The 14,093-nt window shown below is 66.5% G+C and carries 23 protein-coding genes; 3 read left to right on the forward strand and 20 right to left on the reverse strand.

The window, feature by feature from the left end; all coding sequences use genetic code 11:
* Window positions 1-7: 7 nt before the first annotated feature.
* From AC07RV_RS39825 to AC07RV_RS39840, 4 genes are read right to left on the reverse strand one after another with little or no spacing between them, the layout of a single operon-like run.
* Window positions 8-277, reverse strand: a complete 270-nt coding sequence (locus AC07RV_RS39825; protein WP_209546125.1) for an HPr family phosphocarrier protein — start codon at window positions 275-277, stop codon at window positions 8-10.
* A complete protein-coding gene (locus AC07RV_RS39830) occupies window positions 246-701 on the reverse strand; it encodes a PTS sugar transporter subunit IIA (RefSeq protein WP_093350228.1) in 456 nt (151 codons plus the stop codon). The genes AC07RV_RS39825 and AC07RV_RS39830 overlap by 32 nt, the downstream gene beginning before the upstream one ends.
* On the reverse strand, window positions 698-1,948 hold the full coding sequence (locus AC07RV_RS39835) for an MFS transporter (RefSeq protein ID WP_296777838.1): 1,251 nt from the start codon (window positions 1,946-1,948) through the stop codon (window positions 698-700). Before AC07RV_RS39835 ends, AC07RV_RS39830 begins: the two co-directional genes overlap by 4 nt.
* Before the next feature lie 43 nt (window positions 1,949-1,991).
* Window positions 1,992-2,555 (reverse strand): hypothetical protein, encoded by a 564-nt coding sequence (locus AC07RV_RS39840; protein WP_208510584.1) that lies wholly within the window; start codon window positions 2,553-2,555, stop codon window positions 1,992-1,994.
* Between the two features lie 103 nt (window positions 2,556-2,658).
* Here AC07RV_RS39840 and AC07RV_RS39845 point away from each other — a divergent pair, with 103 nt between their 5' ends.
* A complete protein-coding gene (locus AC07RV_RS39845; protein WP_208510583.1) occupies window positions 2,659-3,156 on the forward strand; it encodes a TlpA family protein disulfide reductase in 498 nt (165 codons plus the stop codon).
* Window positions 3,157-3,229: 73 nt separating this feature from the next.
* Here AC07RV_RS39845 and AC07RV_RS39850 read toward each other — a convergent pair whose 3' ends face one another.
* Window positions 3,230-3,676 carry a c-type cytochrome gene (locus tag AC07RV_RS39850; protein WP_203203924.1) on the reverse strand — a complete coding sequence of 149 codons (447 nt, stop codon included), beginning with the start codon at window positions 3,674-3,676 and terminating at the stop codon, window positions 3,230-3,232.
* A gap of 168 nt (window positions 3,677-3,844) precedes the next feature.
* Here AC07RV_RS39850 and AC07RV_RS39855 point away from each other — a divergent pair, with 168 nt between their 5' ends.
* Both AC07RV_RS39855 and AC07RV_RS39860 read left to right on the forward strand, forming a co-directional pair.
* Window positions 3,845-4,552, forward strand: a complete 708-nt coding sequence (locus AC07RV_RS39855; RefSeq protein WP_296777829.1) for a cytochrome b/b6 domain-containing protein — start codon at window positions 3,845-3,847, stop codon at window positions 4,550-4,552.
* Complete coding sequence (locus AC07RV_RS39860; RefSeq protein WP_208510580.1) at window positions 4,549-5,136, forward strand: GNAT family N-acetyltransferase; 588 nt, start codon at window positions 4,549-4,551, stop codon at window positions 5,134-5,136. Before AC07RV_RS39855 ends, AC07RV_RS39860 begins: the two co-directional genes overlap by 4 nt.
* A gap of 46 nt (window positions 5,137-5,182) precedes the next feature.
* Here the strand turns inward: AC07RV_RS39860 and AC07RV_RS39865 are convergent, their stop codons facing one another.
* The 15 genes from AC07RV_RS39865 to AC07RV_RS39935 form a co-directional block, all read right to left on the reverse strand.
* The gene (locus AC07RV_RS39865) at window positions 5,183-5,689 is read right to left on the reverse strand and encodes a peroxiredoxin (protein ID WP_208510579.1); all 507 of its coding nucleotides are present in this window, start codon (window positions 5,687-5,689) and stop codon (window positions 5,183-5,185) included.
* 97 nt (window positions 5,690-5,786) lie between these two features.
* Complete coding sequence (gene rpsQ / locus AC07RV_RS39870; RefSeq protein ID WP_015867662.1) at window positions 5,787-6,056, reverse strand: 30S ribosomal protein S17; 270 nt, start codon at window positions 6,054-6,056, stop codon at window positions 5,787-5,789.
* 9 nt (window positions 6,057-6,065) lie between these two features.
* Window positions 6,066-6,317 carry a 50S ribosomal protein L29 gene (gene rpmC, locus AC07RV_RS39875; RefSeq protein WP_371268850.1) on the reverse strand — a complete coding sequence of 84 codons (252 nt, stop codon included), beginning with the start codon at window positions 6,315-6,317 and terminating at the stop codon, window positions 6,066-6,068.
* Between the two features lie 13 nt (window positions 6,318-6,330).
* Window positions 6,331-6,747 carry a 50S ribosomal protein L16 gene (gene rplP / locus AC07RV_RS39880; RefSeq protein WP_057596155.1) on the reverse strand — a complete coding sequence of 139 codons (417 nt, stop codon included), beginning with the start codon at window positions 6,745-6,747 and terminating at the stop codon, window positions 6,331-6,333.
* 66 nt (window positions 6,748-6,813) lie between these two features.
* Window positions 6,814-7,725 (reverse strand): 30S ribosomal protein S3, encoded by a 912-nt coding sequence (gene rpsC, locus AC07RV_RS39885; protein ID WP_057596153.1) that lies wholly within the window; start codon window positions 7,723-7,725, stop codon window positions 6,814-6,816.
* Between the two features lie 15 nt (window positions 7,726-7,740).
* Window positions 7,741-8,073, reverse strand: a complete 333-nt coding sequence (gene rplV / locus AC07RV_RS39890) for a 50S ribosomal protein L22 (RefSeq protein ID WP_007838134.1) — start codon at window positions 8,071-8,073, stop codon at window positions 7,741-7,743.
* A 9-nt stretch (window positions 8,074-8,082) separates the two neighbouring features.
* Window positions 8,083-8,361, reverse strand: a complete 279-nt coding sequence (gene rpsS / locus AC07RV_RS39895) for a 30S ribosomal protein S19 (RefSeq protein ID WP_007838132.1) — start codon at window positions 8,359-8,361, stop codon at window positions 8,083-8,085.
* A gap of 10 nt (window positions 8,362-8,371) precedes the next feature.
* Window positions 8,372-9,196: a 50S ribosomal protein L2 gene (gene rplB, locus AC07RV_RS39900; RefSeq protein WP_057596151.1), complete on the reverse strand. Its 825-nt coding sequence runs from the start codon at window positions 9,194-9,196 to the stop codon at window positions 8,372-8,374.
* A gap of 2 nt (window positions 9,197-9,198) precedes the next feature.
* Complete coding sequence (rplW, locus tag AC07RV_RS39905) at window positions 9,199-9,534, reverse strand: 50S ribosomal protein L23 (protein ID WP_057596149.1); 336 nt, start codon at window positions 9,532-9,534, stop codon at window positions 9,199-9,201.
* Complete coding sequence (rplD, locus tag AC07RV_RS39910) at window positions 9,531-10,151, reverse strand: 50S ribosomal protein L4 (protein WP_093218836.1); 621 nt, start codon at window positions 10,149-10,151, stop codon at window positions 9,531-9,533. Before rplD ends, rplW begins: the two co-directional genes overlap by 4 nt.
* Complete coding sequence (rplC, locus tag AC07RV_RS39915) at window positions 10,151-10,831, reverse strand: 50S ribosomal protein L3 (protein ID WP_057596145.1); 681 nt, start codon at window positions 10,829-10,831, stop codon at window positions 10,151-10,153. The genes rplD and rplC overlap by 1 nt, the downstream gene beginning before the upstream one ends.
* 246 nt (window positions 10,832-11,077) lie before the next feature.
* Window positions 11,078-11,611 (reverse strand): hypothetical protein, encoded by a 534-nt coding sequence (locus tag AC07RV_RS39920; RefSeq protein WP_444814468.1) that lies wholly within the window; start codon window positions 11,609-11,611, stop codon window positions 11,078-11,080.
* A gap of 14 nt (window positions 11,612-11,625) precedes the next feature.
* Window positions 11,626-13,200, reverse strand: a complete 1,575-nt coding sequence (locus AC07RV_RS39925) for a carboxypeptidase-like regulatory domain-containing protein (RefSeq protein ID WP_444814467.1) — start codon at window positions 13,198-13,200, stop codon at window positions 11,626-11,628.
* 164 nt (window positions 13,201-13,364) lie between these two features.
* A complete protein-coding gene (gene rpsJ, locus AC07RV_RS39930; RefSeq protein WP_057596142.1) occupies window positions 13,365-13,679 on the reverse strand; it encodes a 30S ribosomal protein S10 in 315 nt (104 codons plus the stop codon).
* 21 nt (window positions 13,680-13,700) lie between these two features.
* A partial coding sequence (locus AC07RV_RS39935; RefSeq protein ID WP_492716085.1) for an EF-Tu C-terminal domain-related protein occupies window positions 13,701-14,093 on the reverse strand: 393 nt, incomplete at its 5' end.

The following is a 14,093-nucleotide window of genomic DNA, read 5'->3' on the forward strand; positions in this document are numbered from 1 at the left end:
GTGGTCCTTATTCGCCTTCGCCGAACTTGTCGTCCATCAACTGGACGATGGCATTGAGGGCCTCTTCCTCCTGCGGGCCGTTGGTTTCGAGCTCGACGGTCGAGCCGAGCCCGGCGGCCAGCATCATCACGCCCATGATGCTCTTGGCGTTGATGCGGCGGTCGCCGCGCGAGAGCCACACCTCGCAGGGAAAGCTGCCTGCGAGCTTGGTCAGCTTGGCCGATGCGCGTGCATGCAGTCCCAGCTTATTGCTGATGGTCACGGATTTCTTGATCACTGTGCTTTCTCTTGGCCTGGTTCTGCGGTGCCGCCACCGCCACTTGCATCACGCCCGCGGTGCCGCCGGCGATGGCGCGCTGCACGAGCACGTCGAGCGGCTCGTGCCGGTAGGTCACGGCGCGCAGCAGCATCGGAAGATTGACGCCCGCCACGAGCCGCGAGCGAACGCCGTCCACCAGCTTCTGCGCCACGTTGCAAGGCGTGGCGCCGAACACGTCGGCCAGCACCAGCACCTGCACGCGCGGCCCGTGGAGCTGCTGCGCGAGCGTGATGCGCGCGGCCGCCAGGGTTTCCTCGGGCGGCACGTTGGGCAGCACGTCGAGCGCGACGATGGCGTTCTCGCTGTCGGGAAACACATGCAGCGCGCACTTTCGCAACGCTTGTGCGAAGGGCGAATGGGCAATGATGAGGATGCTGTTCATGCGGCTCGGGGGACGGCGCGTCGATTATGCGGGGGCGCCCGGAGGAAGTAGATATACGACATAACGCAGCACCCCAGCAGGATGGCCATTGCGCCACGGAAAGCGTCCACGGTGTCGAGGCCGGCGCGCACGAACAGGTCGATCAGCAGGCCCACGCCCCACTGCACCACGAACACGCCGACGAAGATCACGAGGTTGTAGGCCGACAGCGCGCGGCCCGCGAGCGCCGGCGGCAGCGCCATCGCCACGGCCGGCTGGGCCAGCGTGACCACCGTGCAGAGGCACAGGAAAACCGCCCACGTTCCCGTGCCCGCACGCGGCCCCGCTATCAAAACAATAGCCATGAACAGCAGCGAGAACGGCAGGCCCCAGGCCATGAGCCGATCCGCCGCAATGCCGCGCTGCGCGAGCCGGGGATTGGCCACGCCCCAGAGCCAGTAGGTGGCGAGCAGCACCAGGCTGATGGCGAACAGCGCCTCGGCCGCGCGCAGCGGCGTGTAGCCCGACACCCGCGTGAGCCAGGGCACGGCCCACAGCGACTGCATCGCGATGAAGCCGCCGTAGTGGAAGAAGCCGATCGGCGCGAGCTTGCGGAAGAAGGGATCGCGCCAGACGGCGGCGTAGCTGCCGCCGTCGTCGGGAGCCGCCGTCGCAGCGGGTGGGGCTCGACGCCACGAGGGCGCGACCCAGGCGATCAGCAGCATCGACACGATCACGCCCGCGCCCAGCAGCCAGAACAGCGCGCGCCAGCCGATCAGCGGCACCAGCCATTGCACCGGCAGCGTCGCGCCGACCAGCCCGAACGACCCGACCATCAGCATCCACGAGTTGCTGCGCAGTTGCATCGCGGGCGAGAGCCAGCGCCGGTAGCCGGTGAGCGGCGCCATCAGGCAGGCGCTGACGCCCACGCCGGTGAGCACGCGCGCGGCCAGCAGCAGCGAGAAATGCGTGGCGACCGAGAACAGCAGGCAGCCGGCCACCGCCACGCCGAGAAAAGCCACCACCACGCGCTTGGGGCCGTGGCGGTCGAGCCAGGCGCCCATGGGCAGTTGCGTGAACGCGAAGCCGAGGAAGTAGCCGCCCGCGAGCAGGCCGAGGTCGCGCGACTCGAGGTCGAACTCGTCGGTGAGCGTGGGCGACAGGGTGGCCGTGATCGCGCGCACCAGGGTCGAGAGGAAGTAAGCGAAGGCGAAGGCCAGGAAGACGCCGGCGACGCGGCGCCGGCCGCCGAGCGTGCCCTCGCTCATCGCGCGGCCGCCGGGAGCGCCGCGCCGAAGTGGCGGGGGAGGCTCATGGCAGCCGCAGGCCTTCGAAGAAGGTCTTGGCGGCCTCGTCCGACGATGGCCGGCCCAGCACCATCGCCTGGTAGAGCGACACGGCGCCGGGCGGCGTCGAGCGGGTCTCGGTCTGGGCGAACCACAGCACCTGCAGCGGCTGGCCCGTGGGCGTGGCCGGCGCATCGAGCCGCAGCGGCGCGGGCGTGGCGGCGGCGCGCGGCACCGTGGCGGGCGCCTCGGTGGTGGCCGCGCCCTGGAGCTGCTCGCGCGTGGCGAGCTGCCAGGCACGCAGCCAGCTCTCGGCCTGGGCGGCATCGGCGGCGGTGGCGTGCGCGATCGCGAAGGTGGCGCCGCCGGCCTCGCAACCGGCCATGTCGACCTGCACCGATTCGGCGCCCAGCGGCTGCGCGCGGGTGGCGCGGTCGGCCTTGCAGGGCAGCAGCGCGACCAGGCCGGCCTCGGCCACCGGGACTTCGCGCCAGTTGAAGGTCGGGCTGCAGGCCGCGAGCACGAGGACCGCGGCGGCGGCGCAGGAGGCGCGCGCGCGGCGGCGAAGACGGGAGGTGGGCTGCGGCATGGGGACCGGATTATCGATCCGCCGTTCCACGGGGACTGTCGCGCGCGCCAGCACGTTCGAACGTGCGGAACTAGAATCGCGCCGCCCCACTCAGTCAGCAGCCATGAAAAAGTACGTTATCGCAGCCGCCGTTGCCGTCGCCCTGGCCACCGGCGTGGGGGTGTACCTCGGCTCGGGCACCACCGCGGCGCCCGCCTCGACCTTCGTGCTGCTCGACGGCACCAGGAAGAGCACCGAGGACCTCAAGGGCAAGGTCACGCTGGTCAACTTCTGGGCCACGAGCTGCGTGACCTGCGTCGGCGAGATGCCCAAGGTGATCGCCACCTACGACAAGTACAAGGCGCGCGGCTACGACACGCTGGCGGTGGCCATGAGCTACGACCCGCCGAGCTACGTCGTCAATTTCGCCGAAACCCGCAAGCTGCCGTTCAAGGTGGCGATCGACAACACCGGCAGCGTGGCGCAGGCCTGGGGCGACGTGAAGCTCACGCCGACCACCTACCTCGTGAACAAGCAGGGCCAGATCGTCAAGCGCTACGTGGGCGAGCCCGATTTCGCCGAGCTGCACAAGCTGATCGAGAAGCTGCTGGCCGAAGCCTGAGCCGGCCTCACTCGACAAGAAGGCGCTGCCCGTTACCGGACAGCGCCTTTTTTCTTGGGCGACCGAACGCGGATCAGCGATCGCGGAAGGTGTCGTGGCAAGCCTTGCAGCTCGCGGCGGTCGGGCCGAACTGGGTCTTGAGCGCATCGATGTTGCCGGCCTTGGCGGCCACCAGCAGCTTGCCGGTCTCGGCGATCAGCTTGTCCTGGTGCTCCTTGAACTTGGGCGCTTCCTTCCAGACCTCGGGCTTGGCCTTGCCGCCCTCGGTGCCGGCGCCGAAGCCGGCCCAGGGCAGCTTCGCCATGTCGGCCACCACTTCGGCATTGGCCGCGGCGGCGGCGGCGTCGTAGGGCGCGCGGCCGTTGGCCATGGCGCCCAGGCGGCCGAAGTGCTGCGACATGACGAACAGCGCGCTCTGGCGGTACTTGATGGCGTCTTCAGGCTTCGCGAACTGGGCCGCGGCCGGCAGGGTGGTGGCGGCGCAGGCGGCGGCCAGCGCGAAGGTGGCGAGTCGGATCATCGTGGTCCTTCTGACATGTGGGAATCGTGGGTGATGCCGTCGGGCGCGGCACCTGCGCGGCAGTGTAGGGGCAGGCCGGTCGGCGCGCATAGCAACAACCCGATGGAACGGGCGGCTCGGACTTTGCTAATCTGCGCCTTCCGCAGCCATGCGCTCCCCCCACCTTCGATGACCGACTCCCCCGCGGCCGCGGCGTCCCGCCAGGCCACCCGAACACGCGTCTGGGACCTGCCGACCCGGCTGTTCCACTGGGCCCTGGCCGCCGCCGTGATCGGGCTGATCGCCACCGGCCTCGGCGGCGTCATGGAATGGCATTTCCGCCTCGGCTACACGGTGCTCGCGCTGCTGCTGTTCCGGCTGCTCTGGGGCTTCGTCGGCGGGCGCTGGTCGCGCTTCGCGGCCTTCGTCTACGCGCCGGGCTCGCTCCTCGCCTACCTGCGCGGCCGCGCCCATCCCGATCACCTGATCGGCCACACGCCGCTGGGCGCGCTGTCGGTGTTCGCGGTGCTCGCGATCCTGGCGCTGCAGGTGGCCACCGGCCTCGTGGCCGACGACGAGATCTCGGCCGCCGGGCCGCTCACGCGTTTCGTCTCGAGCGATCTCGTGAGCCTGGCCACGGGCTGGCACAGCACGCAGGGCAAGTGGATCGTGATCGCGCTCGCGAGCCTGCACGTGCTCGCGGTGCTGTTCTACGTGGTGGTGAAGCGCCACCGGCTGGTCGCGCCGATGCTCTCGGGCGACAAGGACATCGCCGCCGCCGATCGTGCCGCGCCCGTCGCCGGCAGCCGCGACGACGCCGCGTCGCGTGGCTTCGCGCTGGTACTCGCGCTGCTGTGCGCGGGCGTCGCGTACTGGGTTTCATCGTTGCGCGCATGAGCTCCTCGGTCTCACGCCCCCTGCCGCTGTCGGACACGCCGGCCGTCGTGCTGCTCACGCCCGACGAGGCCCACGAACTCGAGGCCGCGCGCCTCATCTTCCGCGACTACGCCGCCTCGCTGGGCATCGATCTCGACTTCCAGAATTTCGACCAGGAACTGGCCGCGCTGCCGGGCGAATACGTCGAGCCGCGCGGCACGCTGCTGCTGGCGCTGGTCGATCCGGCGCACGTCAAGGACGAGGCCGGCCGCGCCACGCCCACGCTGGTGCGCGCCGATGGGCGGATCGCGCATGTGGCCGGCTGCTGCGCGCTGCGGCCGCTCGACAGCGCGGATTACGTGAATGCGGCGGAGATGAAGCGCCTGTACGTGCGCCCGGGCTTTCGCGGTCTGGGGCTGGGCCGCCAGCTCGCCGAGGCGATCCTCGACGCGGCGCGTGGCGCGGGCTACGGCTGCGTGCTGCTCGACACGCTCGACGAGATGGAGTCGGCGCGTGCCCTCTACGAAGACCTGGGCTTCGCCGAGGTGCCGCCCTTCTATCACAACCCCATTGCGGGGGCGCACTACCTGAAGGTGGACCTGTAGGCGAGGAACGGTCCGCGGGGCGGACCGTTCTCGTTGGACCTGCCGCTCAGCCCTTGGCTTGCGCCAACAGCGTTTCGGCGTTGCTGACTTCGAACTTGCCCGGTGCCTCGACGTTGAGCGTCGCGACCTTGCCGTCCTTCACGAGCATCGAGTAGCGGTTGCTGCGCAGGCCCATGCCGCGGCCCGTGAGGTCCAGCGTGAGGCCGGTGGCCTTGGCGAAATCGGCGCTGCCGTCGGCCAGCATGCGCACCTTGGCGCCGGTCTTCTGGTCGCGCGCCCAGGCGCCCATCACGAAGGCATCGTTCACGCTCACGCACCAGATCTCGTCCACGCCCGCGGCCTTGAAGTCGTCGAAGTGCTGCACGTAGCCCGGCACGTGCTTGGCCGAGCAGGTGGGCGTGAAGGCGCCCGGCAGCGCGAACAGCGCGATGGTCTTGCCGGCCACGGCCTTGCTCACGTCCACGGGGTTCGGGCCGATGCTGCAGCCTTCGCCCTCGACTTCCGAGTACTCCTGCAGGGTGGCCGAGGGAAGGGTGTCGCCGACTTTGATCATTTGAAAGTGCTCCTGGAAAAAGAAAAACGGCCCACATTGTGGGCCGTTTCGCGATGGACTGCCGGCTGCCTTGCGGAGCCGGCGGACCCGAGGGGGATCAGACCAGGACGGCCTTCTCGACCAGACGGGTCACGACCCAGTTCTTGGTCTTCGAGATCGGACGGCTTTCCGTGATCTCGATGGTGTCGCCCAGCTTGTACTCGCCCTTTTCGTCATGGGCGTGGTACTTGCTCGTCTTGGCCACGATCTTGCCGTAGAGCTCGTGCTTCACACGGCGCTCGACCAGCACGGTCACGGTCTTGGCACGCTTGTCGCTGACCACCTTGCCGATCAAGGTGCGCTTGAGGGATTTTTTAGCTTCCGTCATGTTCACTCCTTACTTGGCGGCTTGGGTTTCTTGCTGCTTCTGAGCAAGAACGGTCTTGGCGCGCGCGATGTCGCGACGCGTCACGCGCAGCGTCGAGGTGTTCGACAGCTGTTGCGTGGCTTTCTGCATGCGCAGGCCGAAATGGGCCTTCTGCAGATCCTTGATTTCGGCTTGCAGACCGGCGACGTCCTTCTCGCGCAGTGCTGTTGCCTTGCTCACCTTGGCCGGAGCCGCGGCTTCTTTCTTCTTACGTGTTGCCATGGATGTTCTCCTCTCAGGCGCCGAGCTGGCGCGAGACGAACGTCGTGCGCAGCGGCAGCTTGGCAGCGGCCAGGCGGAAGGCTTCGCGGGCGAGTTCTTCGGGCACGCCGACGATCTCGAACACGATCTTGCCGGGCTGGATCTCGGCGACGTAGTACTCGGGGTTGCCCTTGCCGTTACCCATCCGCACTTCTGCGGGCTTGGTCGAGATCGGCTTGTCGGGGAACACGCGGATCCAGATACGGCCACCGCGCTTCACGTGACGCGAAATCGCGCGGCGAGCGGCTTCGATCTGGCGCGCCGTGAGGCGGCCGCGGTCGGTGCATTTCAGACCGAAGTCACCGAAGGCCACCGAGTTGCCCCGGGTGGCGACGCCGGTGTTGCGGCCCTTTTGTTCCTTGCGGAACTTTCTGCGTGCAGGTTGCAGCATGTCTTGTTACTCCGTGAGGACTGCCCCGGGCTTCCTGTGCGAATGCACACCCGGGGCTGAGACCGATTACTCGGTCTTGGCACCGTCCGCTGCTGCAGCGGGCGCGGCTTTGCGGACGCGCTTAACGGCGGGTTTCGAGTCTGCACCGGCACCGCCGGTTGCTTCTGCGGGCTTGTCGCTGCCGTCGGCGGGAGCGGTGTTGCCACCGATCGGGCCACGGGCACCGGCACGCGGGCCGCCGCGGCGGTCACCGCCCGGACGGTCGCCACCAGGGCGGCCATCACGGCGCGGACCACGCGGACGACGCTCTTCCTCGGGACGCGGGGTCTCGACGGCGGGCAGGTCGTTGCGGCCCAGGGTGTCGCCCTTGTAGACCCACACCTTGACGCCGATGACGCCGTAGGTGGTCTTGGCTTCCGAGGTGCCGTAGTCGATGTCGGCGCGCAGCGTGTGAAGCGGCACGCGACCTTCGCGGTACCACTCGGTACGAGCGATTTCGATGCCGTTCAGGCGGCCAGCCGACATGATCTTGATGCCCTGGGCACCCAGACGCATGGCGTTCTGCATGGCGCGCTTCATGGCGCGGCGGAACATGATCCGCTTTTCGAGCTGCTGCGTGATGCTGTCGGCGATCAGCTGGGCATCGATTTCGGGCTTGCGCACTTCTTCGATGTTCACTGCCACCGGCACGCCGAGCTGGCGGCCCAGTTCGCGCTTGAGGTTCTCGATGTCTTCGCCCTTCTTGCCGATCACGACGCCCGGACGAGCCGAGTAGATCGTGATGCGGGCGTTCTTGGCGGGACGCTCGATCAGGACGCGCGACACCGAAGCGTTCTTCAGCTTCTTCTTCAGGTATTCGCGAACCTTGATGTCTTCGGCCAGCATGCCCGCGAAATCGCGGTCGCTGGCATACCAGCGGCTGGACCAGTTACGGGTAACCGCCAGACGGAAGCCGGTCGGATGGATTTTCTGTCCCATATTTCTTCCAGGCTCTTAGTTGCCAACCGTCACGTACACATGGCACGTGGGCTTGCTGATGCGATTGCCGCGACCCTTGGCGCGCGCCGTGAAGCGCTTGAGCGTGGCGCCCTGTTCGACGTAGATGGTCTTGACCTTCAGTTCGTCGATGTCGGCACCGTCGTTGTGCTCCGCGTTGGCGATGGCCGACTCGAGCACCTTCTTGATGATCACAGCGGCCTTCTTCTGCGTGAATTGCAGAACGTTGAGCGCTTGATCGACCTTCTTGCCGCGGATCAGGTCGGCGACCAGACGGCCCTTGTCGACCGAGAGGCGGACACCGCGGAGGACTGCACGTGTTTCAGACATGGTCGTTCCTTACTTCTTCTGGACTTTCTTGTCCGCGGGGTGCCCCTTGAACGTGCGCGTGAGCGCAAATTCGCCGAGCTTGTGGCCGACCATCTGGTCGGTGATGTAGACAGGCACGTGCTGCTTGCCGTTGTGCACGGCAATGGTCAGGCCGATGAACTCGGGCAGGACCATCGAGCGGCGCGACCAGGTCTTGATCGGCTTCTTGTCCTTCGTCGTCACGGCCTTGTCGGCCTTGGCAACGAGGTGATGGTCAACAAACGGACCCTTTTTGAGAGAGCGAGTCATTTGCTATCCCTTACTTCTTGCGGCGCGACACGATGAAGACCTGCGTGCGCTTGTTGTTACGGGTACGGTAACCCTTGGTCAGGTTGCCCCACGGGTCGACAGGGTGACGGCCTTCGCCGGTCTTGCCTTCGCCACCACCGTGCGGGTGGTCGACCGGGTTCATCACCACGCCGCGAACGGTCGGGCGGATACCCATCCAACGCTTCACACCGGCCTTGCCGAGCTGGCGCAGGCTATGTTCTTCGTTGGCCACTTCACCGATGGTCGCGCGGCATTCGATGTGAATGCGGCGGACTTCGCCCGAACGCATGCGGACCTGGGCGTAGACGCCTTCACGGGCCAGCAGCGTGGCCGAGGTACCGGCCGAGCGGGCGATCTGCGCGCCCTTGCCGGGCTGCAGTTCGATGCAGTGGATCGTCGAACCCACCGGAATGTTGCGGATCGGCAGCGTATTGCCGGCGCGGATCGGAGCTTCCGAACCCGACAGCAGCGTTGCACCGGCTTCCAGACCGCGCGGGGCGATGATGTAGCGGCGCTCGCCGTCGGCGTAGCAGACCAGCGCGATGTGGGCGGTGCGGTTCGGGTCGTACTCGATGCGCTCGACCTTCGCCGGGATGCCGTCCTTGTTGCGACGGAAGTCGACCACACGGTAGTGGTGCTTGTGACCGCCGCCCTTGTGACGGGTCGTGATGTGGCCGTTGTTGTTGCGGCCGGCCTTCTGGAACTGGGGTTCCAGCAGGGATGCGAGCGGAGCACCCTTGTACAGGTGGTCACGCGAAATCTTCACCGCGCCGCGTTGGCCCGGCGAAGTGGGTTTCATCTTGATGACGGCCATGATTAAGCGCCTTCCCCGACGAGGTTGAGCTCTTGACCGGCCTTCAGCGTGACGTAGGCCTTGCGAACGTGGTCGCGGCGGCCGACGGACTTGCCGAAGCGCTTGGTCTTGCCCTTGATGTTGGCAACCGACACGCCCTTGACTTCGACCTTGAACATCAGTTCGACGGCGGCCTTGATCTCGGGCTTGGTGGCGTCTTGCAACACCTTGAAAGTGACAGCGTTCGACTTCTCGCCGACCATCGTGGCCTTTTCGGACACGATCGGGGCGACCAGCACGTTCATGAGACGGCCTTCGTCGAACTGACGTTGAGCAGGGGTGGGGTTCACGCGGCTCATGCGAACATCTCCTTGAGCTTGTCGACGGCACCCTTGGTGACCAGCACCTTCTTGTAGTGAACCAGCGACACCGGATCGGCGTAACGGGGTTCGACCACGAGGATGTTGACCAGATTGCGCGAGGCAAGGTACAGGTTTTCGTCGACTTCTTCGGCGATCACGAGCACGGACTCGAGATTCATTGCCTTGAAACGGGCTGCCAGCGGCTTCGTCTTGGGCGAATCCACGGTCAGCGAATCCACCACGGCCAGACGGCCTTCGCGAGCGAGCTGCGAGAAGATGGCGGCCATGCCGGCGCGGTACATCTTCTTGTTGATCTTCTGCGAGAAGTTTTCGTCAGGCATGTTCGGGAAGATCCGGCCACCCCCGCGCCACAGCGGCGAGGACGTCATACCGGCACGAGCGCGGCCCGTTCCCTTTTGCTTGAAAGGCTTCTTGGTCGAGTGCTTGACCTGTTCGCGGTCCTTCTGGGCGCGCGTGCCTTGGCGGGCGTTGGCCTGGAATGCGACGACGATCTGGTGCACCAGGTCTTCGTTGTAGTCACGGCCGAACACGGTTTCGGGGGCGTCGTACTTCGACGCGGCCTGACCTTGCTCGTTCAGGAGTTCGAGTTCCATTACTTCGCTCCTTCAGCCGCTTGCGGCTTGGCCTTGACGGCGGGACGCACGGTGACGAAGCCACCCTTCGAACCCGGGATCGCGCCCTTGATGAGCAACAGCTGACGCGCTTCGTCGATGCGGAACACCGAGAGGTTCTGCGTCGTGCGGGTGACGTCGCCGAGGTGGCCCGTCATGCGCTTGCCGGGGAACACGCGACCGGGGTCTTGTGCCATGCCGATCGAGCCGGGCACGTTGTGCGAACGGCTGTTACCGTGCGACGCGCGCTGCGAGCTCATGTTGTGGCGCTTGATCGTGCCGGCGTAGCCCTTGCCGATGGAGGTGCCTTGCACGTCCACCTTCTGGCCCACGGAGAACACGCTGCCGGCCGCGATCACGCCGCCAGCCTGGTGCTGACCTGCGGTATCTGCGGTGACGCGGAATTCCTGGATGATTTCGCCAGCTTCGACACCCGCCTTGGCGAGGTGGCCGGCTTCCGGCTTGGTCACGCGCGATGCTTTGCGCGAACCGAACGTCACTTGCAGTGCGACGTAGCCATCGGTCTCTTGCGACTTGATCTGGGTCACGCGGTTGTTCGACACATCCACCACCGTGACAGGAACTGCATCCCCGTCATCGGTGAAGAGACGCATCATCCCCACCTTGCGGCCCAGCAACCCGAGGGAGTTGCTCAGACTCATGTGTTTTCTCCAAAAAATGGAAGCTTCTCCCGCCGCTGCCACTTCAATTGGCGACAGCGTTTGACCGAAGTCGTATGACCGACTCGCGGCAACGGGGGAAGGTTGATAAATCTCCGACCTGCACGTACCTTGCGGACGCAACAAGGGCAGAGCCAGCGATTATAGCCCGCGGTATGGGCGGGGCGCAAGCGCTGGAAAAGGCCCCCTTTCGGGGCGATTGCAACGGCCCGCGGGGCCGTTTTCCGCCTATTTGGCGGGCATCGTGATGATGCTGTCGCCTTCCTTGGTGGTCTGAACGTCGCCCTGCGACTTCATCAGGGGTGCCGTCCCGGTCTGGATCGGGATCGAGATGGCGCTGCTCGCGCCGCCCTGGCTCACGAACACGTTCAGGTAGCGCAGCCCGTCCGACTCGCCAATGACCGAGACGGTCGCGGTGGAGCGCTGGCCGGCGGGCAGCGTGAGCGGATTGCCGTTTCGCAGCGTCAGGCCGGGGTCCGCGGTGAAGCGCACCGACGCGCCCTGCGGATCGGTCACGTCGTCGAACTGCAGCACGACCGACGTGGCGCGGCCTGCCTGCGGCGTGCCATCGACGCGGTACTGCACCGCGACACCCGAGCCGTTGGATTTCTGCACGGCCGTGGTCATGGGCGCCGGCGCCGCCTTGTGCTGCGAGCGCTTGGGCACGCGCGCGTCCGGCATGCCGTCGGCCAATGCCCAGCTCGTGAGCGCCGCCAGCAGGAGCGCCGCGATGGCGGTCCGTGTGTTCGAGCGAGTCGTCATGGCCATCATTCCTCTTACTGGATCGCGACGCTGATGCAGTTCGAGCCCGAACTGTTGAGATCGGTGACCGCCAGCACGTACTCGCCGGCCGGCAGGCTGACCTTGTTGCCCGACCTCGGGATCTGGCCGGCGCGGAACACGGCGAAATCCGGATTCACCAGCGGTGCGCTCGATGCCACCGACACCTGGTAGTCGCGCGTCGTGGGCGCCAGGAAGCGAAGGTAGGCATAGTTGCCCAGCTTGTTGCCGCCACCCGCGACCGTCGAGACGCAGGCATTGGCCAACTGCCCCACCACGGCGCTGCCGTACAGGGGCAGCACGTTCGGCACGCTCGGCGCGCCACCGTTGTTGCCTTCGGCTTCGCCGAAAGAATCGTTGGCGCCGGCGCTGATGTTCTGCGCGCTCAGCAGACTTGCCAGGGCCGATGCATTGCCGGGCGCCACCGCATTGAAGGCCGCAGTGAACGGATGGATCGAGGTCACGGCGGCACCGCCCCTGAACTGCGCGCTGGTCATCGCATCGTGGATCGGCTTGAAGCCCACCTGCTGGTTGAGATTCCAGAAGATCGAGTGGATCGAGCGCTCGCGGAACCAGCCTGGATTGCTGGACGGCCCCGTCGCCAGGTTGATCGAGACGCTGACGTCGGAAGCGACCTGCCCTTCGCCGCGGGAATCGACATAGTTGCTGCGGCCGAGCGCGATGCCCGACCAGCCGTTGCCCCAGCCTTCGGAGAAGGCCACGCGGCGATCGAGGCGGTCACTGAGGTTGTGCGGCCCGCCGACCGAATCGTCGCGGCTGAAGGAAGACTGGTAGTAGTGCCCCCACTCGTGCGCGATCACCGGTGCATCGAACTCGTCGGTGTCCACGTCTTCCTTGCCGAGCACATAGATTTCGCGGCCGGTGCTGCGGTTGGTGAAGAAGGTGCTGCCGATCTGCCCCAGCGCGAGGCTGCCGCTGGTCGGCACGTTGTTCGGACTCCAGAACACCTTCAGCGGCGGAAAGCTCGTCGCCGGCGCCACCGACAACACCTTCTGCATCGAGGTGTAGACCGTGTCGAGCACCGCGAACGGCGCCGACACGCGGCGCCCGGTGTAGCTCGAACCGCCCCATCCCGAATCGGCGCGCAGATCGCGCGTCGTCGCACCGGAGCCCATCGTGAAGGCCGCCGACTGCATCGAGTAGAGCGGCGTGTTGGCGCTGGTGTTGTCCCGCACGCTGACATCCCATGCCGCGGTCTGGATCTGGGCGCGGACGCGAACGACGATCGTGGCGTTCGCCGGCACCGACACCGAGTAGTTGCCGTTGGCATCGGTGGCCGTCACCGCGATCTGGTTCGACAAAGCATCGAGCACTTCGACCAAGGCCCCGCGCACCGGCTTCGCTGTAGTGGCCGAGTAGACCAGCGGCCCGCTGTTGTTGGGCACCGAGTCGTAGGTGGCCTTGCCGCTGAGCGTGACCCCACCGATTACCGGGGGCGGAAAACCGATCGGGATTCCACCGCCGCCGCCACCGCCGCCTCCACCGCAACCTGCGAGGAACGCCGCGGCAATCAGCGCCGAACCGATGCCAGAAAGAATCCTGTGGTTCATAGCTTGTGCTGCCCTCATTCAGCTCCCGGCCAAGGTCTGGACGGCCGGTGGTGGGCGAGGATGCCACAGACGACACGCAAATGACAAAGGCCCGCTCACATTTCTGTGAACGGGCCCCGAAGCGACACCGCGCTTGACGCGCGAGCGGGCTTGTTGCGTGCGGCTTACTGCAGCTTGATCTCGACGTCGACGCCGGCCGGCAGGTCGAGCTTCATCAGCGCGTCCACGGTCTTGTCGGTGGGGTCGACGATGTCCATCAGGCGTTGGTGCGTGCGGATTTCGAGCTGGTCGCGGCTGGTCTTGTTGACGTGCGGCGAACGCAGGATGTCGAAACGCTTCAGGCGGGTCGGCAGGGGCACCGGGCCCTTGACGATCGCGCCGGTGCGCTTCGCGGTGTCAACGATCTCGGCGGCCGATTGGTCGATCAGCTTGTAGTCGAACGCCTTCAGGCGGATGCGGATTTTTTGCTTGGTTGCCATGGTGATTCCTTTGCGTTCGGCTTAGATGTCGAGGATCTTGGCCACGACGCCCGAACCCACGGTACGGCCGCCTTCGCGGATGGCGAAGCGCAGGCCTTCTTCCATCGCGATCGGGTTGATCAGCTTCACGGTGATGCTGACGTTGTCGCCAGGCATGACCATTTCCTTGTCCTTCGGCAGCTCGATCGCGCCGGTCACGTCCGTCGTGCGGAAGTAGAACTGCGGACGGTAGTTGTTGAAGAACGGCGTGTGACGGCCGCCTTCGTCCTTCGACAGAACGTACACCTCGGCGGTGAAGTGCGTGTGCGGCTTGATCGAACCGGGCTTGCACAGCACTTGGCCGCGCTCGACTTCTTCGCGCTTCGTGCCGCGCAGCAGCACGCCCACGTTGTCGCCGGCTTGACCTTGGTCCAG

It is taken from the genome of Variovorax sp. GW821-FHT09B01 (genome assembly GCF_059418345.1).